Source organism: Gillisia lutea, from assembly GCF_021568705.1.
Taxonomy (GTDB): domain Bacteria; phylum Bacteroidota; class Bacteroidia; order Flavobacteriales; family Flavobacteriaceae; genus Gillisia; species Gillisia lutea.
The window spans coordinates 445535-468606 of the sequence record NZ_JAKGTH010000008.1 but is presented as its reverse complement, the minus strand read 5'-3'; the positions used below and the strand labels follow the sequence as shown (position 1 = coordinate 468606).

Annotated in this window: 25 protein-coding genes; 12 read left to right on the top strand and 13 right to left on the bottom strand. The window is 36.4% G+C overall.

Annotated elements, in window-relative coordinates:
- Positions 1-44: 44 nt before the first annotated feature.
- Entirely contained in the window at positions 45-1805 is a 1761-nt protein-coding gene (locus tag L1I30_RS09310; protein WP_236134006.1) for a hypothetical protein, read from the top strand.
- 99 nt (positions 1806-1904) lie between these two features.
- Here the strand turns inward: L1I30_RS09310 and L1I30_RS09305 are convergent, their stop codons facing one another.
- The gene (locus L1I30_RS09305) at positions 1905-2894 is read right to left on the bottom strand and encodes an aldo/keto reductase (protein ID WP_236134005.1); all 990 of its coding nucleotides are present in this window, start codon (positions 2892-2894) and stop codon (positions 1905-1907) included.
- A gap of 245 nt (positions 2895-3139) precedes the next feature.
- Between L1I30_RS09305 and L1I30_RS09300 the strand changes: the two genes are divergently transcribed.
- From L1I30_RS09300 to L1I30_RS09270, 7 genes are all read left to right on the top strand, one after another.
- Positions 3140-4018 carry a sterol desaturase family protein gene (locus L1I30_RS09300; RefSeq protein ID WP_236134004.1) on the top strand — a complete coding sequence of 293 codons (879 nt, stop codon included), beginning with the start codon at positions 3140-3142 and terminating at the stop codon, positions 4016-4018.
- Positions 4019-4044: 26 nt separating this feature from the next.
- The gene (locus L1I30_RS09295; RefSeq protein ID WP_236134003.1) at positions 4045-5388 is read left to right on the top strand and encodes an MBL fold metallo-hydrolase; all 1344 of its coding nucleotides are present in this window, start codon (positions 4045-4047) and stop codon (positions 5386-5388) included.
- Positions 5389-5562: 174 nt separating this feature from the next.
- The gene (locus L1I30_RS09290; RefSeq protein ID WP_236134002.1) at positions 5563-6048 is read left to right on the top strand and encodes an acyl-CoA carboxylase biotin carboxyl carrier protein subunit; all 486 of its coding nucleotides are present in this window, start codon (positions 5563-5565) and stop codon (positions 6046-6048) included.
- Positions 6049-6125: 77 nt separating this feature from the next.
- Positions 6126-7571: an acetyl-CoA carboxylase biotin carboxylase subunit gene (accC, locus tag L1I30_RS09285; RefSeq protein ID WP_236134001.1), complete on the top strand. Its 1446-nt coding sequence runs from the start codon at positions 6126-6128 to the stop codon at positions 7569-7571.
- A gap of 76 nt (positions 7572-7647) precedes the next feature.
- Positions 7648-9189 (top strand): acyl-CoA carboxylase subunit beta, encoded by a 1542-nt coding sequence (locus tag L1I30_RS09280; RefSeq protein ID WP_236134000.1) that lies wholly within the window; start codon positions 7648-7650, stop codon positions 9187-9189.
- Between the two features lie 160 nt (positions 9190-9349).
- Entirely contained in the window at positions 9350-9907 is a 558-nt protein-coding gene (locus tag L1I30_RS09275) for a YeeE/YedE family protein (protein ID WP_236133999.1), read from the top strand.
- A 3-nt stretch (positions 9908-9910) separates the two neighbouring features.
- Positions 9911-10324 (top strand): DUF6691 family protein, encoded by a 414-nt coding sequence (locus L1I30_RS09270; protein ID WP_236133998.1) that lies wholly within the window; start codon positions 9911-9913, stop codon positions 10322-10324.
- A 42-nt stretch (positions 10325-10366) separates the two neighbouring features.
- On the opposite strand, the gene L1I30_RS09265 is transcribed toward L1I30_RS09270, so the two are convergent.
- On the bottom strand, positions 10367-10999 hold the full coding sequence (locus L1I30_RS09265; RefSeq protein WP_236133997.1) for a trimeric intracellular cation channel family protein: 633 nt from the start codon (positions 10997-10999) through the stop codon (positions 10367-10369).
- 185 nt (positions 11000-11184) lie between these two features.
- Here L1I30_RS09265 and trxB point away from each other — a divergent pair, with 185 nt between their 5' ends.
- Positions 11185-12159, top strand: a complete 975-nt coding sequence (gene trxB / locus L1I30_RS09260; RefSeq protein WP_236133996.1) for a thioredoxin-disulfide reductase — start codon at positions 11185-11187, stop codon at positions 12157-12159.
- A 79-nt stretch (positions 12160-12238) separates the two neighbouring features.
- On the opposite strand, the gene L1I30_RS09255 is transcribed toward trxB, so the two are convergent.
- The 5 genes from L1I30_RS09255 to L1I30_RS09235 form a co-directional block, all read right to left on the bottom strand.
- Positions 12239-12481, bottom strand: a complete 243-nt coding sequence (locus tag L1I30_RS09255; RefSeq protein WP_236133995.1) for a hypothetical protein — start codon at positions 12479-12481, stop codon at positions 12239-12241.
- A gap of 86 nt (positions 12482-12567) precedes the next feature.
- Entirely contained in the window at positions 12568-12750 is a 183-nt protein-coding gene (locus L1I30_RS09250; protein WP_236133994.1) for a hypothetical protein, read from the bottom strand.
- Positions 12751-12752: 2 nt separating this feature from the next.
- The gene (locus tag L1I30_RS09245; RefSeq protein WP_236133993.1) at positions 12753-14519 is read right to left on the bottom strand and encodes a PspC domain-containing protein; all 1767 of its coding nucleotides are present in this window, start codon (positions 14517-14519) and stop codon (positions 12753-12755) included.
- Complete coding sequence (locus L1I30_RS09240) at positions 14512-14856, bottom strand: PadR family transcriptional regulator (protein ID WP_236133992.1); 345 nt, start codon at positions 14854-14856, stop codon at positions 14512-14514. The genes L1I30_RS09245 and L1I30_RS09240 overlap by 8 nt, the downstream gene beginning before the upstream one ends.
- Positions 14853-15377, bottom strand: coding sequence for a DUF4870 domain-containing protein (locus L1I30_RS09235; RefSeq protein WP_236133991.1), 525 nt, complete (start codon positions 15375-15377; stop codon positions 14853-14855). The genes L1I30_RS09240 and L1I30_RS09235 overlap by 4 nt, the downstream gene beginning before the upstream one ends.
- A 145-nt stretch (positions 15378-15522) precedes the next feature.
- On the opposite strand from L1I30_RS09235, the gene L1I30_RS09230 reads away from it, so the two are divergent.
- The 3 genes from L1I30_RS09230 to L1I30_RS09220 all read left to right on the top strand — a co-directional run bounded on the left by L1I30_RS09230 (position 15523) and on the right by L1I30_RS09220 (position 17134).
- Positions 15523-15981: a DUF4442 domain-containing protein gene (locus tag L1I30_RS09230; RefSeq protein ID WP_236133990.1), complete on the top strand. Its 459-nt coding sequence runs from the start codon at positions 15523-15525 to the stop codon at positions 15979-15981.
- Between the two features lie 28 nt (positions 15982-16009).
- Complete coding sequence (locus L1I30_RS09225; RefSeq protein ID WP_236133989.1) at positions 16010-16810, top strand: TIGR00266 family protein; 801 nt, start codon at positions 16010-16012, stop codon at positions 16808-16810.
- A 129-nt stretch (positions 16811-16939) separates the two neighbouring features.
- Positions 16940-17134, top strand: coding sequence for a hypothetical protein (locus L1I30_RS09220; RefSeq protein ID WP_236133988.1), 195 nt, complete (start codon positions 16940-16942; stop codon positions 17132-17134).
- Between the two features lie 11 nt (positions 17135-17145).
- Here the strand turns inward: L1I30_RS09220 and L1I30_RS09215 are convergent, their stop codons facing one another.
- The 6 genes from L1I30_RS09215 to L1I30_RS09190 form a co-directional block, all read right to left on the bottom strand.
- Positions 17146-18114 carry a LysR family transcriptional regulator gene (locus tag L1I30_RS09215; RefSeq protein ID WP_236133987.1) on the bottom strand — a complete coding sequence of 323 codons (969 nt, stop codon included), beginning with the start codon at positions 18112-18114 and terminating at the stop codon, positions 17146-17148.
- Positions 18115-18191: 77 nt separating this feature from the next.
- Positions 18192-18617: a DUF2141 domain-containing protein gene (locus L1I30_RS09210; RefSeq protein ID WP_236133986.1), complete on the bottom strand. Its 426-nt coding sequence runs from the start codon at positions 18615-18617 to the stop codon at positions 18192-18194.
- A gap of 171 nt (positions 18618-18788) precedes the next feature.
- Positions 18789-20120, bottom strand: a complete 1332-nt coding sequence (locus L1I30_RS09205; protein WP_236133985.1) for a DUF58 domain-containing protein — start codon at positions 20118-20120, stop codon at positions 18789-18791.
- Positions 20121-21119, bottom strand: coding sequence for an AAA family ATPase (locus L1I30_RS09200; RefSeq protein WP_236133984.1), 999 nt, complete (start codon positions 21117-21119; stop codon positions 20121-20123).
- Positions 21116-22318: a DUF4350 domain-containing protein gene (locus tag L1I30_RS09195; protein ID WP_236133983.1), complete on the bottom strand. Its 1203-nt coding sequence runs from the start codon at positions 22316-22318 to the stop codon at positions 21116-21118. Before L1I30_RS09195 ends, L1I30_RS09200 begins: the two co-directional genes overlap by 4 nt.
- On the bottom strand, positions 22311-23072 hold the full coding sequence (locus L1I30_RS09190; protein ID WP_236133982.1) for a DUF4129 domain-containing protein: 762 nt from the start codon (positions 23070-23072) through the stop codon (positions 22311-22313). Before L1I30_RS09190 ends, L1I30_RS09195 begins: the two co-directional genes overlap by 8 nt.

Below are 23072 nucleotides of genomic sequence, written 5' to 3'. Positions count from 1 at the left end.
AAATTATACTTAGCTTTGAAAGTATGGATCAATTTCAAGTATCAATGAAACCTTTCTACATTTTTACACTACTCCTTTTTACCTTCTTTGGTTCACGGTCTCAGGTTTTACCAGGATTTAAAATTTCTGAAGATTTCGAGGAACAGCAAATGCTTATTGAAAACTTAATACCCGGAACGCGCATATTGATAAATACCCCAATTAAAGGATTTGAGAAAGACAAGGAATTACTTTTGGTCTTTTATGCACTTCCTAATGGAAACAGCATAGAACAAACTATTGGTAAGAAAATAAAAGAGGGGGACGACTGGCATTTTAATATTCAGCATATAGGGGCCCAAACCCGATTTTTAAGAAATGTACTGGAAGACAAAACTATAGTTGTGGCCTATATGGAGAATAGCTATAAAAGTTGGCCAGCATGGAAAGCAAAGACTCCGAATTATAAGAAACAGGTAAAAAAAATGGTGGACGATACAAAAGCCATTTTTCAGAAATGGGATCCACAAATAGTTTTAAATGGTCATAGTGGAGGGGGTCGATTTATTTTCAGTTACTTGGATGCTGTCGATGAAATTCCAAGCGATGTTAAGCGTGTTGCTTTTCTGGATAGCAATTATGGATATGAAGATACTGCCTATGGAGAGAAACTCACCAGATGGTTAAAGACTAGCAAAGGCAACTATTTATGCACTTTAGCCTATAACGATAGTATCGTTATTTATAATGGTAAGCCAATAGTCTCTCCAACAGGAGGCACCTGGTATCGAAGTAAACTCCTGCAAAAATATCTTTCGAGAAATTTTGATTTTCAAGAGAAGAAGAATGATTCCCTTATTTGGTATACAAGTCCTGGTAATAGAATAGAAGTTATCTTAAAGACAAACCCTGATAATAAGATCTTTCATACCGTTCAGGTAGAACGCAATGGTTTTATTCAAAGCATGCTAAGTGGAACAAAATATGAGGAGAAAAGCTATTCCTATTTTGGTGAGCGGGCATACGCTCATTTAATAGCGAATTCTGTAAAACTTCCTATAAGACGCTTAAACATTCCTGCAAGAATTACAAATGCAGAAACGGGTACTTCTTTTATGAAACGTATAGAATCTGTGCCGCTAGAAGAACGGGAAAATGAAATATATAAGACAATAGCATCAGGGAATATTCCCGACTTTTTGAGAAATACTATTACAATTGAAGAGGATTTTATTGATGCAAAAGATGTTGTACATAAAGTGTCTTACGAAGTTATGCCCGATTATTTATCGGTTGGAAGTAATACAGATTTTTGTAGGATACCTATGAATCCACATACTGCTCAAAAGTTGGCAAATTTGTTTGGCGCTTCTCTTATTACGGCCAAACTAAGCGATCATATCTATAAAATGGCTCCCATCAAATTGAGTCCATTTAATTATATTCCAAAGGGTAATGAAAATGAATTGGTAAGCAAATTCATGGAGCATAATGCACAAATAGAAAAGCAATTTAAAGAGACCGGGGCGAAAAGAGGGAAGCTTGTTGCGGGGATTAAAAAGGATGTAATTCTATCAAATAGATTATTAAATAATCCCGATAAAGTGGTTATATACGGATGGCATAAATTAGATGGATGCCCCATACAACCTGTTTATAGTGGGCATGTTGATTGGTATGTAGATTATAGCCATGGGATAAGGTTTGTCAACGATCAGGTATTACTAGACGGAAAACCCGCTCTTATTTCAGAAGTCTTAAAAGATCCTATCTTATATAAGATTTTTAGTGATGAAGTGGCTCCCATGGAAAAAAATACCTATTGAGGATTTTTTTTGTATAAGACTCTGTTATTTGGAAATGAGAAAGTTATTAGTCTGTAAAAATTAAAAGCCTCGGTATTCCGAGGCTTTTAATGATGAACACTATTTTGGTTCTGCAGCTCTTTTATCTATAAGGCCTTCACTTTTTAATTCAGCCCAAAAATCGGTGGGAATTTGCACCTCTTTAAAATTGACATTTTCTTTTACCTGACTGGGACGACTCGCTCCTGTTAATAAGGTGTCTACACAATCAGGTGCTGCAGAGAATTGCATTGAGGCTTTACTAAGATCTACTTTGTGAGCCTCGGCAATATTTTTAATTTCTTGATAACGTTCCTTGATCTCGGCAGGCATTTGTCCCTGATAATTGAACCTGCCCTGGCCGGCAAGTAATCCGGCATTAAATGGCGCCGCTACTATTAGAGGAATTTCATGTTTTTCAATTACGGGAAATAATCTATCTATAGAATCCTTATGTTTCACCATTGAATATTGAATTGCCGACAGAAATAGATCAGGGTCGGCCACCTCAATTGTTTTTAAGATAGGATCTATGGTATTTACTCCCAATCCCCATCCTTTAATAAGGCCTTCATCTCTCATTTTACTTAATTCAGGCATCGCACCTTTGGCAGCAGTGTCAAAATAACTTTTCCAGTCTTCACCCAAATCATCATTATCTGGAGAAAGATCATGGATAAAAACATAATCTATGCTTTCTACTCCCATTCGCTGCAAACTGTCTTCAATAGAACGTCTTACTCCAGAAGCGGAATAGTCATATTTATAATCGAAAGGAGATGGTTTTACCCATTGGGTTTTAGGAATGTTGTTGGTGGCTGTAAATAGACGTCCTACTTTTGTAGACAGCACGTAATCTTCTCTATTCTTATTATGTAGAAAATGCCCAAATCGGCGTTCACTAAGACCTAACCCATACCATGGTGAGGTATCGAAATGTCTAATCCCAGAATCCCAAGCGGTTTCAAGAGTTTGTTGGGCTCTTTTATCGCTTACAACTTCAAATCCGTTTCCCATCGCAACCCCGCCTAACGCCAGGTCATTCTTCAGTTTCAATTTCTTATTGCTCATAATTTTCTTTTCATTTAATTGAATTACAAAATTAATAAGCGACTAATTAATAAAGGGAGGCTTTAACGACCTCTAACATTAAGGTTGAAAAAAAATGTTAAGTTAGAATGGATTTAATGTGCAATGAAAATCTCCCTTACAGTGTGGATTAAAATGAAGATTATCTGAAAATTAACATCTGTAACAATTGTTACTGCACTAAGTGGAGGGAATGTGTATTTTTGCCCCTGTAAACTTGAAAATAGTTGGAAAAGTATTTAAAGATCATACAAGATTCATTTACCGGATATTTTAATTATCTGGTTACCGAAATAACAAGCCCTGCATGGAATAATTATCTGTACTGGCTTATCGGTTTGTCTTTATTGGTTTGGAGCTTGGAAATCCTTCTTCCCTGGCGCAGGAAGCAAGGGGTCTTCCGAAAAGGCTTCTGGCTGGATTCTTTCTATATCCTTTTTAATTTTTTCTTGTTCTCTTTAATAGGGTACAATGCACTTTCCAATGTTGGGGTAGAATTGTTCAACGATTTTTTATCGCTCTTCGGCATTGAAAACATTGTAGCCTTTGAGGTGCAAAGCTTTCCGGTTTGGACACAACTGCTAATTATGTTTGTAATAGCCGATTTCATTCAGTGGAACGTACACAGGCAATTGCATAAAAGAAGTTGGTTGTGGGAATTCCATAAAATTCATCATAGCGTGAAGGAAATGGGGTTTGCAGCTCAGTTCAGGTTTCATTTTATGGAAACCATTATTTATAAAACGGTGCAATATGTTCCTTTAGCGATGATTGGTTTCGGAATTCAGGAATTCTTTATAGTACATATGTTCGCAGTTTTTGTTGGACATTTAAATCACGCCAATGTGGGCTGGAACTATGGAATTTTCGGGTATATTTTCAATAACCCTAAAATGCATATCTGGCATCATTCAAAAGAATTACCTGCCGAGCATCCTCAAGGGATGAACTTCGGATTAACTTTAAGTATTTGGGATTACCTCTTCGGAACTGCCTATATTCCGAAGAATGGAAAAAATATAGAAATAGGCTTTCAGGGGGATGAAGATTTTCCTGAAGATTTTGGAAACCAGTTGGTGTTTCCTTTTAAAAAGAATAATAAATAATTTAAGAATATTAAAAACGTAGTACAATGAAAATAAAACAGTTCAATGACGCTCCATTAGCACATTATTCCTACGCAATTGTTAGTGAGGGTAAAATGGCACTTGTAGACCCAAGTAGAAACCCTATGCAATATTATGAATATGCCGAAGAGGAAGATGCTAAAATTGTTGCAGTTTTTGAAACGCATCCGCATGCAGATTTTGTAAGTAGCCATTTACAAATAAGTGAGCAAACAGGAGCAAAGATTTATGTAAGTAAATTATTGGGAGCCGATTATAAACATGAAGCTTTTGATGATGGAGATACCCTGCAAATGGGGAATATAACATTTAGCGCTATTAATACTCCGGGACATTCTCCAGATAGTATTAGTGTAGTTGCTGAGGCAGAAGGTAAAACAGCTGTTTTTACAGGTGACACCTTATTTATTGGAGATGTGGGAAGACCAGATCTACGTGAAAGTGTGGGGAACATGACGGCTAAACGAGTAGAGTTAGCTAAAGAAATGTACAACACCATGCAAAATAAATACAATCATTTACCAGATGTTACGCTAGTATATCCTGCACACGGGGCTGGTTCACTTTGTGGTAAGAACATGAGCACCGATTCTTTTAGTACCTTAGGAAATGAGCGTGTAGGGAACTGGGCCTTTAAAAAACAAACTGAAGAGCAATTTGTAGAGGAGATTTTGAAAGATCAGCCGTTCATTCCTGCTTACTTTGGTTTTGATGTAGATCTAAACAAGGCGGGAGCAGCAAATGTTCAGGTGGCTAAAGCCGGCGTAAAAATGCAACTCTTGGTGAAAGAGGTAGAAGCTGGTATTACTGTGGTAGATACGCGAAGTGGAGAAGCTTATAAGAATGGACATTTACCAAATTCCATTAACATTATGGCAACTACGCCAACTCAGAAATTTGAAACTTGGTTGGGTGCTATCATCGAGCCGAAAGAAGCTTTCTATCTTGTAGTTGATAGTATTTCTCAGGCAGAAGAACTTTTAGAGAGAATTGCTAAAATTGGATATGAAAAGCAATTAAAAGCAGTAGTAACATTATCTGAAGAAGTTTCTGTAAAGTCGGATGAATTCCATTTAGACGATTTCAAACAAAACAAGGATAATTATACCATTGTGGATATCAGAAATAATGGAGAAGTAGCAGAAGGGAAGATCTTTGATGATGCAATTGCTATCCCACTTAATGAACTTCGCGATAATGCTGAAAAGATTCCAACATCAAAACCGGTAGTGGTACACTGTGCCGGAGGTTATAGATCGGCAGCAGGAAGCAGTATTTTAGAGAATAAACTTAAAGATGTGAAGGTCTTTGATCTTAGCGATGCTATAAAAGACTTTAGCGAAGCTTAAGAAAGGCAGTTCTTATAAATTTTAATAAGACCCAAGATTTGGAAACAGATATCATTCTGCAACCGAAGCTTGGGTCTTTTCTTATTAATATCATTAGTAGAATCTTAATAAAAGCAACAGTATTTTTTTATATTTACAACATTCTCTAAAAAACAGGCTTTCAAACAAGCAATTATGGAAAACAAATATAAGGTTAAGGTGAACGACACTTTTGAATATGAATTCAACAAAGAGGAGATCACTAATATAGATTCACAACAACTTTCAGCATCTTCCTTCCACATATTACAGAACGATCGATCTTTTAAATTAGAGATTCTAAGTTCCAACTTTCTCAAAAAAACCTATTCAGTAAAGATCAATTCCAATATTTATGAGGTAAATATTTCCAACGAACTGGATTTATTAATTGAAGAAATGGGATTGTCCTTAGGCTCAGCGCAGGTAATGAATGATATTAAAGCTCCTATGCCCGGGCTTATCTTAGACGTTTTGGTTAAAGAAGGAGATAGCGTTAAAGAAGGAGATTATCTTTTAGTATTAGAGGCCATGAAAATGGAAAACACTCTTACCGCTCCGGGAGATGGCGTTATAAAAGCAATTCATGTTGAGAAAGGTCAAACGGTAGAAAAAAATCAGTTATTGATAGAGTTAGAATAGGTTCATATCAATTTTTAACTACAAATATAAATTAGACGAAATTTCACTTCTGAAGTGGATCATATAAAATAGTTCAAATGAAAAAAATATTAATAGCCAATCGTGGAGAGATCGCATTAAGGGTGATGAAAACTGCCCGAAAGATGGGAATCAAAACAGTGGCGGTTTTTTCAAAGGCCGATAGGAATTCTCCTCATGTAAAATATGCCGATGAGGCGGTATGTATTGGAGAAGCACCTTCTAATGAATCTTACCTGGTAGGTAGCAAGATCATTAAAGTGGCAAAAGAGTTAGATGTAGATGGTATTCACCCCGGATATGGGTTTTTAAGTGAGAATGCCGATTTTGCCGAGGAAGTAGAAAAGAATGGGATTACCTTTATCGGCCCGGGTTCTAAGGCCATACGTATTATGGGAAGTAAGCTTGCTGCCAAAGATGCAGTAAAGAAATATGATATCCCGATGGTTCCCGGAATTGATGAGGCGATTACGGATGTAGACAAGGCGCTAAAAATTGCAAAGGAAATAGGTTTTCCAATTCTTATTAAAGCCTCTGCTGGTGGGGGAGGAAAAGGGATGAGAGTAGTAGAAAAGGAAAAAGAGCTGGCAGATCAAATGAAAAGAGCCATCAGTGAAGCAGAATCTGCTTTTGGTGACGGTTCGGTATTCATTGAAAAATATGTGGGCTCTCCAAGACATATAGAAATACAGGTGTTGGCAGATACCCATGGAAACATCGTTCATCTGTTTGAACGTGAATGCAGTATTCAACGTCGTCATCAAAAGGTGGTAGAAGAAGCTCCTTCAGTGATCTTAACCGAAGAGTTGAGAGCAAAGATGGGGGAAGCAGCTATAAAGGTTGCTGAAGCCTGTGATTATGTGGGAACCGGGACTGTCGAGTTTTTAATGGATGAGAATAAGAATTTCTACTTTTTGGAGATGAATACCAGACTCCAGGTAGAACATCCAGTTACCGAACTTATTACGGGAATAGACTTGGTAGAACAACAAATTAAAGTAGCAAGAGGCGAGCAGCTTTCGTTTTCACAAGAAGACCTTCAAATAAAGGGGCATGCCTTAGAACTAAGAGTATATGCTGAAGATCCAATTGCCGATTTTATGCCGAGCGTAGGGACTTTGGAAAGATATAGCAGTCCGAAAGGTGAAGGAATTCGAGTAGATGATGGTTTTGAAGAAGGAATGGAAGTTCCTATTTATTACGACCCTATGTTATCTAAACTTATCACCTATGGAAAGACGCGAGAAGAAGCAATGCAACTCATGATAGATGCCATAGATAATTATGAGGTGAAAGGAGTGATGACTACACTTCCTTTTGGAAAATTCGTTTTTGAACATGAGGCTTTTAGAACCGGAAACTTTGATACCCATTTTGTAAAGAATTATTATTCTGCCGAAAAATTGGAATCTAAGTTCGAGGAAGAAGCTAAGTTAGCAGGTCTAATTGCTTTGAAACAATATCTTAAAGATCAACAACTAGTGAGACTCCCAAATAATAACTAAAGCTATTTCATTTAAAATATATTCATTAAAAATGCTAAGCTTTAAAAGGCATTTTCAATGTAAACTACTATAAATAATGAGCCAAAATATAGAGAAATTACAAGATAAAATTGCTCAAGCCCATTTAGGGGGAGGAGAAAAGCGCATTGAAAAACAACATGAGAAGAAGAAACTTACCGCAAGAGAGCGTGTAGATTATCTTTTAGATGAGGGTTCTTTTGAAGAAATTGGAATTCTGGTGACTCACAGGACCACCGATTTTGGGATGGAGAAGCAAAAGTTCTATGGAGATGGAGTGGTAACCGGCTATGGAACCATTAATGGGCGATTGGTATATGTATTTGCACAGGATTTCACCGTTTTTGGGGGTGCTCTTTCTGAAACTCATGCTGAAAAGATATGTAAGGTAATGGACCATGCCATGAAGGTTGGGGCACCAATTATAGGTTTGAATGATTCAGGGGGCGCCAGAATTCAGGAAGGAGTACGCTCTTTAGGTGGTTATGCTGATATCTTCTACAGAAATGCACAGGCTTCAGGAGTGATTCCCCAAATTTCAGCAATTATGGGCCCCTGTGCTGGGGGAGCAGTGTATTCTCCAGCCATGACAGATTTTACTTTAATGGTACAGGACACTAGTTACATGTTTGTAACCGGACCTAATGTGGTGAAGACCGTAACTAATGAAGAGGTTACTTCAGAAGAATTGGGAGGAGCCAGTACTCATTCTACTAAATCGGGTGTAACACATATAACTTCCTATAATGATATCACTTGTTTGGAAGATATCAAGAAGTTGATGAGCTATCTTCCGCAGAACAATAAGGAAACCCCTAAAAAGTTAAATTACGAACTTAACGATGAGGTTCGCGAGCAACTGGATAGTATTGTACCTGATAGTTCGAATAAGCCTTATGATATGCATACAGTTATCAAAGGGATTATAGATGAAGATTCTTTCTTTGAGATTCATAAAGATTATGCCGATAATATTATCGTCGGTTTTGCAAGATTAGGAGGAAGAAGTATTGGGATTGTTGCCAATCAGCCCAGCAGTTTGGCCGGAGTTCTCGATGTAAATTCATCGAAAAAAGCAGCCAGATTTACTAGGTTTTGCGATTGTTTCAATATTCCTTTACTAGTTCTGGTAGATGTACCAGGTTTCTTACCCGGAACCGATCAGGAGTGGGATGGGATCATTCTACATGGTGCTAAATTATTATATGCGTTAAGTGAAGCTACGGTACCAAGAGTAACAGTTATTACCCGAAAAGCTTATGGTGGGGCCTATGATGTAATGAATTCCAAACATATAGGAGCCGACCTGAATTTTGCATGGCCTACGGCAGAAATAGCAGTGATGGGAGCAAAAGGCGCCAGTGAGATTATCTTCAGAAAAGAGATACAGGAAGCTGAAAATCCGGAGTTGAAATTATCAGAAAAGGAAGCAGAATATGCTGAAAAGTTCGCTAATCCTTTTGAAGCGGCGCAACGCGGATTTATAGATGAGGTAATAATGCCTAGAGATACCAGGAAGAAGTTATTAAAGGCGTTTAGTATGCTTGAAAATAAAACGGTTTTAAGAGCCGATAGAAAACACGGGAACATTCCTTTGTAACAAATTTTAAAAGACATTAAACCGGCAGGAATGTCGGTTTTTTTATTTTAAAATAGTTTGAAGGAAGTAACTTTATGAGCAAGGTTGCGACTGTAACATTTGTTACTGTTTTTTTAGAGGAATTAGGTTTTCTTTGCAACCAAATAAAAAAAAAGAATTTATGGAATGGATTTATGAACCCTGGCCATGGTATGTGTCGGGGCCACTTATAGCAGGAATAATGTTTTTGCTGATCTTCGTTGGAAGGCAATTTGGAATGTCATCAAATTTACGCACCATGTGTACCATAGCAGGTGCCGATAAGAAAGCAGATTTCTTTGCTTTTGATTGGAAAGCACAGCGATGGAATTTAGTAGTAGTAGTGGGGGCAGCCTTGGGTGGATTTTTGGGATCTCATTATTTAACCAATACAACCGCTGTAGCTATTAACCCTGATACTATTGCAACTTTAAATAATTTAGGCTTTCAAAGTGCCGGAGAAACCTACCTTCCAGAAGAATTGTTTGGTATGGAAGCACTTACCAATATCAAATCACTCGTACTGCTTTTACTTGGTGGTTTATTAATCGGTTTTGGAGCGAGATATGCAGGAGGTTGTACTTCCGGGCATGCTATTTCAGGACTGAGTAATTTACAGTTACCATCTTTAATTGCTGTGATCGGATTTTTTATAGGTGGACTTTTTATGATCCACATTTTGTTCCCCTTTATATTTTAGAACATGAAAACATTTAGTTATTTATTTATAGGAACCATTTTTGGAATTGTAATGTATAAATCGGAAGCCGCATCGTGGTTCAGGATTTATGAGATGTTCCAATTTCAATCGTTCCATATGTATGGAATTATTGCATCGGCTTTAGTTTTGGGTGTAGTTGGAATTCAGCTTATTAAACGTAAGAACATAAAATCTTTTTATGGTGAGCCTATTACCTTTTCTCCTAAAGACAGAGGTTTTAGCAGATACATGTATGGTGGAATTATATTTGGACTAGGTTGGGCTTTAGCCGGATCTTGCCCAGGACCAATCTATACATTGATTGGCGCAGGATATGTCTCTATTATCGTTGTGCTTTTTGGAGCGCTATTGGGTACATTTTTATACGGAGTATTCCGTAAGAAATTACCTCATTAAGAGAGCATATACTTGATAATAATTAATCCCTATTCTAAATACTTAGTTTGGGGATTTTTTTTGATCTAAGGTGAAAAAGGGGAGGGAGATCTTATATTTTACCACAAGCAGTCTGATGCTTATTACCGTAAGTGCGGTAACCAGGTAAGTAATATCGGTGTTTACTTGAAGCTCATCCAACAATACAAAGATTAATGCTCCGGTTAAACTAGCAGTTGCATAGATCTCTTTTCTAAATAGTACCGGAATTTCATTACATAGAATATCCCTAATAACACCTCCAAAGGTACCTGTCATTGCTCCCAGTGCAATTGAAATAATTGGATCAAGATCGTTTTGAATTCCGGTTTCTACCCCTGTTATGGTAAAGATGCCCAGACCAATGGTATCAAAGAGAAAGAGAGAAGTCTTTAGATAGTTAATCTTATTGCGGAAAATGATGGTTAAAATGGTTACCACTCCAATTAGATATACATAGTTGGTATTTTCCATCCAGTTAACAGGAGTGTTTCCAATTAAAACATCCCGAAGTGTTCCTCCACCAATAGAAGTAACAAAAGCAATGATGAATATCCCGAAAAGATCCAATTTTCGGCTCATTGCGGCTAATGCACCGGAAATGGCAAAGGCCATAGTACCCAAAAGATCGAGGATGTTGAATAATGAAAACTCCATAGACAAGATGCAAAGGTAATTTTTATATGCTTATTTTATTAAAACTTGCAATAATAAAGAAAGCTTTGCGTGTTGCAAAGCTTTCAAATACAATTGATTTATAAATAAATAACAAATCTTAATAGGAATAACTGTAAGGTTTTGACTAAAGTTTCTACTTTTACAGAATAAAATTTATTTAAGACATGACAGATAGCATTGAACGAATTAAATGCCTTATTATAGGATCTGGGCCTGCGGGATATACCGCTGCAATTTACGCTGCACGTGCCGACATGAAACCTATAATGTATACCGGGATGGAACCTGGCGGACAGTTAACTACTACCACAGAAGTTGATAATTTCCCTGGATATCCTGAAGGTATAGATGGCCCGGCTATGATGGTAGATCTGCAGAAACAAGCCGAACGCTTTGGAACCGAAGTAAGAATTGGAATGGTCACTGAAGTTCAATTAAGTAAAGAAATTGGTGGAATTCATAAAGCTTGCATAGATAACGCACATTGGGTAGAAGCTGAAACGGTGATAATCTCAACCGGAGCAACGGCTAAATATTTAGGCCTACCTAGTGAACAGCGCTTGCGTGGAGGTGGAGTATCTGCCTGTGCCGTTTGTGACGGATTCTTTTATAAAGGACAGGATGTTGCAATTGTTGGAGGTGGAGATACCGCTGCTGAAGAAGCTACTTATTTAGCGAATATCTGCAACAAAGTTACAATGTTGGTTAGAAAAGATGAAATGCGTGCTTCTAAAGCTATGCAACACCGTGTAACTAATACAAAGAACATCGATTTAAGATATAATACCGAAATTGATGAAGTATTAGGTGAACAGGTTGTAGAAGGCTTAAGAATGGTAAACAATGCTACCGGAGAAAAGGATGAAATAGCCATCACCGGTTTATTTATTGCAATTGGGCACAAACCTAATACCGATATCTTTAAAGGTCAGCTAGACATGGATGATGCGGGTTATCTAATAACAAAGGGGAAGAGTACAAAAACTAATCTTCCGGGAGTTTTTGCTTCAGGAGATGTTCAGGATAAAGAATACAGACAGGCAATTACCGCTGCAGGAACAGGTTGTATGGCTGCGCTAGATGCTGAAAGGTATTTGAGTACAGTTGAAGAACAAAAAGCAGAAGAGTTAAATGCATAATTGAGTTTATATTCTTAATTCAAGCGTAGAACAAAAAAAGTCCCGAATTATCGGGACTTTCTTCATTATAGAATATTGGTTAATCGTCAATCTTCACTTTCTTTTCAACAGAGCCGTCTTCATTTACCTCGACCTTTATTTTCTTCTCATCGGTCTTAATTTTTAATTCGTCTCCGTCTTCACTTACTTTTATTTTTGCGTCAGGATCGTTGCTTAATTCAGTAACGTCATCTACTTCCTCTTTTTCTTTGGTATCGCGACATGCAATTACCGAGGTGCTTATAGCTAATAATAAAAGTGCAGTTCTAAAAAATCTTTTCATAGTTTAAGGGATATAGGTTTATTTTAATTAAATATACTATAAATAGCTTTTAGTGTAACAAGTATTTTTAACCTGTATCCTCTAACTTAAACTGTGCGATATAGTTGATAGCAATTCAACAAATCCTTACTTGGGCATTGAATTTCACATTCAAAGTTGGGTTCGGCATCTTTCATGAAGTAAATTGCTTGTTCTGTAGGGGGGACTTCAGTAATAGAGGTGAAAAGACCAATTATGGCGCTTACTAAAATTTCTACTAGAGTTATCATGATTAATTGCTTTTAATTTCAATTCCATTCTTGTCTATTTGAACCTTTTTCTTCTGGTTCTTATTAATTCTTATTCCATTTTCGTTTATTTTTATACTAACATCACTTAAGCTGTCATCATCAAATTCGAAAGAATCTTCATATTCATTATCATCTTCGTCCCAAGAATCATCACTTTCCCAAGAATCATCATCACTGTCTAATTGTTTTACTGGGCAAGCTTCACAAGTAGTACCGTTTTCAGTAATAGTTAAGAAATTCTCTTCCTCTCCATAATTCAATATTCCCCCGTAATAATCAGAATATCTGTGAAAGTTAGAAGTATTCTTATCAGCATACAGGGTGGTGCCTTCCGGTAAATAAAGAGTCACTCTTACTTCTTGATCTCTGTATTTGTTGGTCAAAGCCGTAGTGAGGAATGCATCTAAGTATAGCTTGTCTCCCGTAAATTTGGTACGGTAATTAATATTTTCTGCTCTTGTACGTGCCTCTTTATAATCGCTCCCTTCAGCAGTCTTCACGATTTCAAGCTTAGCGATAGAATCTTTAGTAGATTTCACCACTAAATTAACATCGGTAGAATACATAATTTTGTTATCGGTTTCATCATACTTAATCTGCACATCTCTCCTATAAATATTAGAAGTATAGAAAGGGTTGTTTTGCATAGCCAGATATAGAGTATCCTGTGATTTTACAGGTAATACTTCGCTAATAACCACTTCCCCGTCAAAGGCTCTTGTAGTTGCCTGGTTGATTGCCAATGTAACTCCGGCTATAACCGATAATAACCAAATTCCAAGCAATACCAGTTTCGCCGGTGTACCAATAGATTTTAGTTTTTTAACAAGTATCTTCAGCCCTAATATGAAAAGGAAGAAGAAAGGTATTCCCACTATTAAGAAGGCTAGAAGAAACAGTACCCACAATGGAGCGCCAATTCCTGCCATTTCAATATAATCGGTCCAGGGAGCATCAAAGATTCCAAAAATTCCCACCGTGAAGAGAGCAATGAAAAGTGAAATCAAAACACTTCCTGCCACCAAAAGAACAAATACTCCTATAAGTTTTACGAAAATATTCAGAATAAAAAGTATCCCCGAGCCAATGCCTGTTGCGGCATGAGAAGCACCAGACTTTGCTTTATTCCCATACTTTTCATAATCTACATTTCTTACTTTTCCTGCAACATCTTCAAAACCTTCACGTATCTTACGTTCTATGTTAGTGATGTTCACCGCTTCCCCTCGCATAGATAATTTATCGGCTGTTGTCTTAGCTTCAGGAACAAATATCCAGAGAGCGATATATATAAGGATGAAGGCTCCACTGGAAGCAATGGTTAGAATAACCCACAGCAACCTGATCCAAACCGCTTCTATGGCCAGGTAATGTCCCAAGCCTGAAGAAACTCCACCTACATACGAATGTTCGGTATCGCGAAATAATTGTTTTCCATTTGTGCTCTTATATGAATAACTAGGTTCATCTTCAAAGATTTCCTCATCAACCATATAGTCTTCCGGCTGTCCCATAACAGAGATTACTTCTTCTACCTCTGTAGCGCTAATAACCTGACGCTTGTCCTTGATTTTCTCTGCAAATAATTCAGCAATACGAGCCTCGATATCTGCAATAATCTCATCTCTCCCCTGAGTATTGGTTAGAGAGCGTTTTATAGCCTCAAGATAATGTTGCAATTTGGCATATGCATCCTCATCAATATGAAAGAAAATGCCTGCAAGATTTATATTTACTGTCTTATTCATGATTCTTAGGTTTTTGGGTGGTTACTATACTTACAGCAGTTTGTAATTCTCCCCATGTATGGGTGAGTTCATTTAAAAATAATTTTCCGGTATCGGTTAACCCGTAATATTTACGAGGAGGCCCACTTGTGGATTCTTCCCAACGATAATTGAGTAATCCTGCATTTTTCAAGCGGGTGAGCAGGGGGTAAATTGTTCCTTCTACCACTAGCAATTTTGCGTCCTTCAGTGTGTCAAGGATCTCTGCCACATACGCATCATTGTCTTTTAAGACAGAGAGAATGCAGTATTCCAGCACGCCTTTACGCATCTGCGCTTTAGTGTTTTCAATCTTCATAGCGTTTGATTTTGAGTGTTGTTAAACTGTTCATTTTTTGATTGATGTTTTTCAACCGGAGTTGAGTTGATGAAATTGATGCTAAGCGGATACTTATATAATAAACCTTCTTTGGCTTTCATTGTGGCGGCAATTACCGAAACCACTTCTAAAATAAGCAAGCCTAAAAGTAAGGTTGCAATTACTACAAGGAATACAAGTAGCGGAAATGCTTGAGAAATATCATTGATCTTCACAAGATGTTCTGAGATAATCAAAGGTTCATTCATACCAAAACTTACACCCCATAATACAATACCTGCAAGTCCTAAACATACAAGAACTACAAAGTACAGGAAGATGCTGATTTGAAAATTGATGGCCTGTTTTCCATGATCGTCTACAAAAGGATCATTCTTTTTTGCGGTCCAAAAAATAAGGGGGAAAATAAAATTTCCGAAGGGGATAAAATACTTTGAAAAAGTAGACAGATGCAAAAAAGCAGCAACTGTTTTATCCGGGTTTGATGAGTACGTTTCCATAATTGATTGATTTTCTTATACAAATATATATCTTTAAAAAGGTATTATGCAAAACAAAGTACTAAATTTTTTAACTGAAGTGTAAAATTTAACATTTCGGTATGTTTGAAATTTTGAATACTTTTAATGAAAATCAAACAAGAATATGAGCATTACAGCCTCTCAACTAAACAAATTCCTATTATTTAAATTACCCAGTGCCTGGATTTGCGGGGTAAGAGTTAAAAAAATCGATTCGCATAGCTGTGAAGTGGGAGTAAAGCATCGCTGGATCAACCAAAATCCTTTCAATTCCATGTATTTTGCGGTACAGGCTATGTCGGCAGAATTAAGTACGGGAGCAATGGTAATAGGTCAAATAAGAGAAAGTGGCAAAAAAATCTCTATGCTTGTAGCTCAAAATAAGGCGACATTTACCAAAAAGGCCACCGGGAAAATTACTTTTGTTTGTAATGACGGACAATTAATAACCGATGCCCTTCAACTAACTATTGAAACGGGAGAAGGACAAACCTTTTGGATGAAATCTATAGGAACCAATGAAGAAGGAGTAGTGGTTTCTACATTTGAATTTGAGTGGACCGTGCGATTAAAATCGAAATAATAAAGTAAAGCCATTAAAAAATAATATTATGAACTCACATGAAATAGACTACCAGATTTTTGGCGAGGAAATGCAATACGTAGAGCTTGAATTAGACCCAAGGGAAGCAGTTATTGCCGAAGCAGGAAACTTTATGATGATGGAGAGCGGGATTTCCATGAACACGATTTTTGGAGATGGTTCCAAACAAAATGAAGGGTTTTTAGGCAAAGTTCTTGGTGCTGGAAAACGCTTGCTTACCGGAGAGAGTTTGTTTATGACCATCTTTTCAAACGAAGTTCAAGGCAAGAAGAAAGTGAGTTTTGCTTCACCCTATCCCGGAAAGATCATTCCGATAGATCTTACTAAATATAATGGTAAATTCATTTGTCAGAAGGATGCTTTTCTATGTGCTGCTAAAGGAGTTTCTATAGGAATTGAGTTCAGTAGAAAATTAGGTAGAGGCTTTTTTGGCGGTGAAGGTTTTATCATGCAAAAAATAGAAGGAGATGGAATGGCCTTTGTTCATAGTGGGGGAACCATGGCTAGAAAGGAATTGAAACCGGGCGAAAAAATAAATGTAGACACAGGTTGTATTATTGGTTTTACCCAAGATATTTCCTACGATATAGAATTTGTAGGCGGAATTAAAAATACCATTTTTGGCGGAGAAGGACTGTTTTTTGCCAGTTTGACCGGGCCGGGCATTGTTTATGTTCAATCTTTACCTTTTAGCAGATTGGCAAACAGAGTGTTACAGGCAGCACCTCAGGGAGGTGGAAAAGATAAAGGAGAAGGTAGTTTGTTAGGTGGTTTAGGTGATGTTTTAAGCGGGGATAACAGATTTTAATTAATTAAAATCAAGTTTTCTCAAACGTTTTCGGAAATATTTGTATCTTTAAAGAAGTAATAAAAATTTAGCCTATAGCTTCAACTCTACTTAATATTTTATCAATCAACCTAAAATCAGTATCAAATTATGGCGAGAGCGATGTTTGAATACACCAAGACAATACTTTCAAAAGTGAGTTTTGATGCGGTACTATTCTGTAAAGAAGTTAAGAAAGCACTCCAAAGATTATTACCTCATGAAATTGAGGAATTAAAGATTTGGATTGTATCTCTTACAAGACAAAATCCAGAGTTAAATCAATGTTTAATATTTTTAACGTAAAAAAAGCCGGTCTACAGACCGGCTTTTTCATTGGTATTTTTCTTAGGACTTAATGGACTTATTATTTTCACATTCTGAAAAGCAATGGCTCCTTTTATTACCCCAGAAATACTGGTTCTTAGTGCCTCTATAATCTGCATTTTAAGTTCACTCTTGTTATAAATAAGACTAACTTCTCTGGCAGGTACGGGCTCTTTGAACATTTTTAAGTTTTTCTTACCCGCTTCATTGATATCTAATGTATGCAGGTACGGTAAAAGTGTCATTCCAAGGCCTTCATCAGCTAATTTAATAAGAGTTTCAAAACTTCCGCTTTCCAATTGAAAACGATCTGCATCTGAATTTTTCGAGGCTTTGCATAGGTTTATAATACCATCTTTGAAACAATGTCCGTCTTCCAGTAATAACATATCATCTAGATCCAGACTCTCTACATCCAATTTTTCTTCACTATCTAATCGGTGACCTTTAGGAATGTACGCTACGAAAGGTTCATAATAAAGTACTTGTTCTTTTATACCCTCCAATTCTAATGGAGTAGCAGCAATGGCAGCATCCAGATGTCCTTCTTTTAATCTTTCAATAATAGCTTCGGTATTAAGCTCTTCTATTTTAAGCTTAACTTTTGGGTATTTCTTAATGAAATTATTCAGGAACATGGGAAGTAAGGTAGGCATAACCGTTGGAATGATCCCTAAACGAAAAGCACCTCCAATAAAACCTTTTTGTTGATCTACAATATCTTGTATTCTGTCACTTTCATTCACTATGTTACGGGCCTGAACAACAATTTTTCTTCCCGTTTCTGTGAGTTGAATAGGTTTTTTCCTTCTATCGAAAATCTGAACCTGTAATTCATCTTCCAGTTTTTGAATTTGCATACTTAGCGTAGGCTGTGTAACAAAAACCTTTTGAGCTGCTTTAGTGAAATTTTGATGTTCGGCTACTGCCAATACATATTGTAACTGAGTAATTGTCATAAACTGTAAATCTATAAGCTACAAATGTATTGATTTTTTCTATTACACATTTATAATACTTATAATATACCTATAGTTTAACGCGTAAGTTTAATGTTCATTTTCATCTCATTTCCTTCAGTATCAAATTTAGCGTCGCTCCAGATAGGAGGTCCGTATAAATTCACTTTGTTATTAGAGATTCCGTAAGCTTCTTTCGGAATTCCGGTAGGTTCGAAATCCATTTTATTGTTCCCGTTTGCATCATGGAAACAGGAAATAGCATAAGTGCCTTCAGGAATGTTTTCAAAAGTGATCTGGGCAACGCCATCAAGAATTTCGCTTTTTGCGCTATAATTAGGTTTCGCCTTCATAAAAGTATCTTCCGTATAAAGACCAAATAAAACACTACCGTCTGCACTGCTTATGTTTTCTACGATTACTTCAATATTAAGAGATTTTTCACTTTGAGCATTAAGTGTATGCGCAAGGAACATGGCGAATAGAATGGAAATAGTTTTCATAATAGTAGCTTTTAAGATTATAATTTCAAATGTAACCGCTATTTATTTTAGCTGATAAAAATTAATACTGAACTGTAATTTTTTGAGGTTCAACGGTATTTTTATGATAAAAAACGTTGATTTACAGTTTGTTAAAATAGCCTTGTAGGGAAAACTATATTATGATAATGTTTAAAGCAAGCCTCGGGCTTTTATCTCTAAATATTTATTGATGGTGTTTACGCTAAGGTCTTCTGGGCGTGTTAGAACGCTCTGAATTCCATTTTGTTGTAATTTCTTCACCATTAATCTCTTCTCAAATGAAAAGTCTTCAGCAATGGTTTGATGTGCTATTTTGGGTAAGCCCTCTACATTTTTATTAATAAGAGCTTCAACTTCTGTATTCTCAAAAAAGATGACCACCACAACATGTTTTTGAGACAAGGCTTTTAAATAAGGGAGTTGTCTCTCCAAACCATTCATATGCTCAAAGTTAGTATAAATTAGTAATAAACTTCTATGTTTTATACTGCGCTTTACCCAGGCATATAACAAGCCAAAATCTGAATCTAAGAAAGCAGTTTTAATGTTATACAGGCTTTCTAACAACTGGTTTAAATGAGTTTTTTTGGAACTTGCCGCAACTAGATTCCCTGGTTCATTAGAGAAAGTTAGCATTCCCACTTTATCTTTTTTCTTGAGAGCAATATTTGAAAAGGCTAAACTGCTATTAACAGCATAATCTAACAAACTTAAGCCATTGAATGGCATTTTCATTACCCTGCCAATATCGATGATGGAATAAACCGGTTGTGCTTTTTCATCCTGGTATTGATTTACCATGAGGTCGCCATGTTTAGCGGTAGCCTTCCAATTTATACTTCGTATATCATCTCCGGAAACATATTCTTTTATTTGTTCGAATTCCTGAGTGTGTCCTATTCGTCGTATTTTTTTTAGTCCTACATGATTAAGGCGATTATCTATAGCCAGGAAATCATATTGCTTCATCTGTATAAATGATGGATATACCTTTACTTCCTGATCTTCATTGAAGATTAAGCGTTTTTTGATGAGTTTAAGCGGTGTAGAAACGTAAATGTTAAGCTTTCCAAATATATATTCGCCACGCTCTACCGGTCTTACTCCATAAGTAACGGTGTCTTTCTGCCTGGCACTGAGTTGTAATTTTTGAAGAAAATCTCTTTTTTGGAACTGTATAGGTAATTCATCTATAATTTCTATACTAACCTTGAAAGCATGTTTATTCTCCAATGTAATATAAATAGTATTTAGATCGGAGTTGGAGAGTTTTTCGGGTAACTGTCGGTTGGCATTAATGGCATTTCTTGAAAATAAAACAGTAATATCCAATAAGGAAAATACGCTTAATAATACTGCCAGTATCCATGCAATTGGATACAAAAAGGCTATCCAATAGGAGAAAAGAAAGATAGTTGCAATGGCAAATATCCCTACAAAAAATCTCTGATGAAAATAAATAGCCTTTACAAACTTCAGCATTTAGCGTGGTATTTCAATAGAATTGGTAATCATGTCAATAACATTATCTGGCGTTACCCCTTCCATTTCCCGCTCAGGAGAAAGGATAATACGATGCGCTAAAACAGGAGAAAGCACTTTCTTAATATCTTCAGGAAGCACAAAATCTCTTCCGGAAATAGCGGCCATAGCCTTTGATGCATTCATAAGGGCTATGGAAGCTCTAGGGGAAGCTCCTAAATACAGATGCGGATGATTTCTTGTTTTAATGACTATTTGAGCGATGTAATTCAATAATTTTTCTTCTACCAGCACTTCCTGAATTTGTACCTGAAAAGCTAACAGTTTTTCTGGATCAAGAACTGGAAGGATGTTGGTTTCAGGTAAGGCACCTTTTCGCTGATGGTGAGACTGTAGAATTTGAATTTCTTCTTCAGGTTGAGGGTAATCTACCTTTATCTTAAATAGAAATCGGTCCAGTTGTGCTTCGGGCAGGGCGTAGGTTCCTTCCTGCTCAATAGGGTTTTGGGTTGCCAATACCATAAAAGGTGGTTGCATCGGGTATTTTTTACCATCTATGGTTATTTGACGTTCTTCCATCACTTCAAATAGGGCAGCTTGAGTTTTTGCAGGAGCTCTGTTAATTTCATCTATTAAAACAATATTTGAAAATATAGGACCTTCCTTAAATTCAAAATCTGAACTTTTAGCATTCAAGACCGAAGTTCCTAACACATCGCTAGGCATAAGATCTGGAGTGAATTGAATTCTGCTATATCCGGTTTCTAAACTTTTGGCAAAGAGTTTTGCGGTTATTGTTTTGGCTACTCCGGGCACACCTTCTATTAACACGTGACCGTTTGCAATTAATGCTGTAATTAGTAACTCAATAAAATTCTCCTGACCGATAATTACGGTGGAGAGTTGTTTTTTTAAATCGATTACAGCTTGTTGTAAATCCTGTAAAGGAATGCGATTATCAAAATTGAGTTCTGGGTTTTCAGAAGTTTCGTAGGTCATGATTTATATTTTTTAAAAGTAAGAATCAGCTCATGTAATTCTTCCAGTTCTTTCTTTGTAATGTTGTTTTTTTCAGAATATTTACCAAGCTTTGCTAGAAGTATAGAAATTTCATCAAGCTCTTTATTAGCTTTTAAAGCAAAGTCTTCCTGAAGATTTTGATTGCTTTGAGAAGTATCTACTCGGTACTTCGATCTAATATAATCATAAAAATGTTCGATCTTTTTATCGGCTAAAGTTTTATAATCTTTTTGCTCTAAATAGAGTTGTGAAATTGTTTTGGAGTATTCGTAACTCTGATTCTTTAATGGGGACACAATAGGAATAGCACGTTGTTTTCTTTTTCCTTCAAAAATGATAAAAAGTACAACTCCTATTAATATAAAATAATAAGCCCATTTTAAGGATCTTTTACTGAAAAGTACATGAAGGGGAGAGGTGAAGAACGATTTTCCAGTTTTATAATAAGCATCCCAATACAGCGGCTTATCCTGGTCTAAATAACTCACAACAGATTGAGCGTAGGTGTAATTAGTGTTAGAAAGCATAAAATAATTACTAAATGCCTCGGGCATAGTATGGATGTAGATCTTTCCTTTTCCAAAAGCCGTGCTTATAAAATTTACTTTCCCTTCATTTTTAGTTGAAAGGTTGTCCAAGTTGGAAACTCCTAAAATAGTATGTTTTAGTGTGTCTATCTTTTTTAAATATACCAGAGAACTTTCATGTTCATACTTATAAGGCTGGGAAGGTGCAATTTTAGGATTTACCAGAGTAAGTAAAGGTTGGGAGGAAAAATCTTTTCCCGGCACTTTAATAGCCGTTTCCAATTTTAAAGTGTCTAGTATATTCTCACTATACCACCCGGAAGATAGAAATAGTATATTCCCTTCATATACCCAGTTTAGTAGCTTTTCCAACTCAGAATCGTCGAAATTCAAATAATTATTTACAAAGAAATATGTGCCTTTCGGTTTCTTATTCAAAAATTCAAAAGGAGGGATTTTTACTTTTATAATACTATCTTTTCGGCTTTTCTGCCAGGCTTCATAGAAAACGTAACTTCCTAACGCAATCTTATCGGTTTCGAGGTAGCTTGGATTCCAGTTTACGGGATCTGGTTCTGAAGCTTCTAAATACGTTAAAAGAAGCAGCAGTAGCAGGAACACTGCAAATAGTAATTTAAAGCCTTTATTCATTTGGTAGACTTTTAAGTGTTCTTTCCAACTGCTCAAAATGAAGCTGCGCCTGATGAAAATGGTTTTCAGAAATAGGGAAGTTTCCATACCATATGAAATCGTAAATGCGCATAGCCTTTTTGATCTGTTCCTTTGAGTTTAGATGTTTTATTTCCTGTAAATACTCAGAATTTGTTTTTTGAAACTCATATTTAATCTCAGCTTTCTTATTGAGCGTTCGTATCAGTTGTAGGTAATAATATCTTATAGCGAGCCTTAAATTTCCGGCGGTAATCGCTTCTTGTATTAACTGCGAAATATTTTCTGAATGTACCAGTTGTTCTTCTTCATTTAAAATTACATCTGCAGAAGCTGTTTCCTTAAAAAATGAAGCTCCTGGATTTAATCGAATGAATAACCAAATTATCAATCCCAAAATGGCTCCAATAATAATGAAAGGTAATATTGTTACGAGCAGTTTAATAAAATCGTTCGCCTGGTAATCTCCAAATAACCAAGCTATAATTTTGTTGTATTGCAGTTGTAACCAACGTTTAAATCGTGTCCACCAACTATCGTTTTCAATTTCGTTTAAATAATTAAATGCCTCTTCATTCTTATGAATTTCAATATTCTCTTCAGAAAAATGAACGGGTTGCAGTTTGCTGTTCTTATCGTATAGCAACTCATTAGGAGTTATAGCAATAGAGTCCTGCGCCTTCAAAGGCAAGAATGCAATGGAAAACAATAAGATTAATAGCAAACGCTTGTTCAT

Bases quoted from the DNA above. Each gene is read 5' to 3' on its own strand.
- L1I30_RS09200 (WP_236133984.1), bottom strand. From the start codon at position 21,119: ATGACCTACGAAACTTCTGAAAACCCAGAACTCAATTTTGATAATCGC.
- L1I30_RS09210 (WP_236133986.1), bottom strand. From the start codon at position 18,617: ATGAAAACTATTTCCATTCTATTCGCCATGTTCCTTGCGCATACACTT.
- L1I30_RS09215 (WP_236133987.1), bottom strand. From the start codon at position 18,114: ATGACAATTACTCAGTTACAATATGTATTGGCAGTAGCCGAACATCAA.
- L1I30_RS09270 (WP_236133998.1), top strand. From the start codon at position 9,911: ATGAAAACATTTAGTTATTTATTTATAGGAACCATTTTTGGAATTGTA.
- L1I30_RS09230 (WP_236133990.1), top strand. From the start codon at position 15,523: ATGAGCATTACAGCCTCTCAACTAAACAAATTCCTATTATTTAAATTA.
- L1I30_RS09205 (WP_236133985.1), bottom strand. From the start codon at position 20,120: ATGCTGAAGTTTGTAAAGGCTATTTATTTTCATCAGAGATTTTTTGTA.
- L1I30_RS09305 (WP_236134005.1), bottom strand. From the start codon at position 2,894: ATGAGCAATAAGAAATTGAAACTGAAGAATGACCTGGCGTTAGGCGGG.
- L1I30_RS09240 (WP_236133992.1), bottom strand. From the start codon at position 14,856: ATGAAGATTGAAAACACTAAAGCGCAGATGCGTAAAGGCGTGCTGGAA.
- accC (WP_236134001.1), top strand. From the start codon at position 6,126: ATGAAAAAAATATTAATAGCCAATCGTGGAGAGATCGCATTAAGGGTG.
- L1I30_RS09245 (WP_236133993.1), bottom strand. From the start codon at position 14,519: ATGAATAAGACAGTAAATATAAATCTTGCAGGCATTTTCTTTCATATT.
- L1I30_RS09310 (WP_236134006.1), top strand. From the start codon at position 45: ATGAAACCTTTCTACATTTTTACACTACTCCTTTTTACCTTCTTTGGT.
- L1I30_RS09195 (WP_236133983.1), bottom strand. From the start codon at position 22,318: ATGAATAAAGGCTTTAAATTACTATTTGCAGTGTTCCTGCTACTGCTG.
- trxB (WP_236133996.1), top strand. From the start codon at position 11,185: ATGACAGATAGCATTGAACGAATTAAATGCCTTATTATAGGATCTGGG.
- L1I30_RS09190 (WP_236133982.1), bottom strand. From the start codon at position 23,072: ATGAACAAGCGTTTGCTATTAATCTTATTGTTTTCCATTGCATTCTTG.
- L1I30_RS09290 (WP_236134002.1), top strand. From the start codon at position 5,563: ATGGAAAACAAATATAAGGTTAAGGTGAACGACACTTTTGAATATGAA.
- L1I30_RS09295 (WP_236134003.1), top strand. From the start codon at position 4,045: ATGAAAATAAAACAGTTCAATGACGCTCCATTAGCACATTATTCCTAC.
- L1I30_RS09250 (WP_236133994.1), bottom strand. From the start codon at position 12,750: ATGATAACTCTAGTAGAAATTTTAGTAAGCGCCATAATTGGTCTTTTC.
- L1I30_RS09225 (WP_236133989.1), top strand. From the start codon at position 16,010: ATGAACTCACATGAAATAGACTACCAGATTTTTGGCGAGGAAATGCAA.
- L1I30_RS09265 (WP_236133997.1), bottom strand. From the start codon at position 10,999: ATGGAGTTTTCATTATTCAACATCCTCGATCTTTTGGGTACTATGGCC.
- L1I30_RS09255 (WP_236133995.1), bottom strand. From the start codon at position 12,481: ATGAAAAGATTTTTTAGAACTGCACTTTTATTATTAGCTATAAGCACC.
- L1I30_RS09235 (WP_236133991.1), bottom strand. From the start codon at position 15,377: ATGGAAACGTACTCATCAAACCCGGATAAAACAGTTGCTGCTTTTTTG.
- L1I30_RS09280 (WP_236134000.1), top strand. From the start codon at position 7,648: ATGAGCCAAAATATAGAGAAATTACAAGATAAAATTGCTCAAGCCCAT.
- L1I30_RS09275 (WP_236133999.1), top strand. From the start codon at position 9,350: ATGGAATGGATTTATGAACCCTGGCCATGGTATGTGTCGGGGCCACTT.
- L1I30_RS09220 (WP_236133988.1), top strand. From the start codon at position 16,940: ATGGCGAGAGCGATGTTTGAATACACCAAGACAATACTTTCAAAAGTG.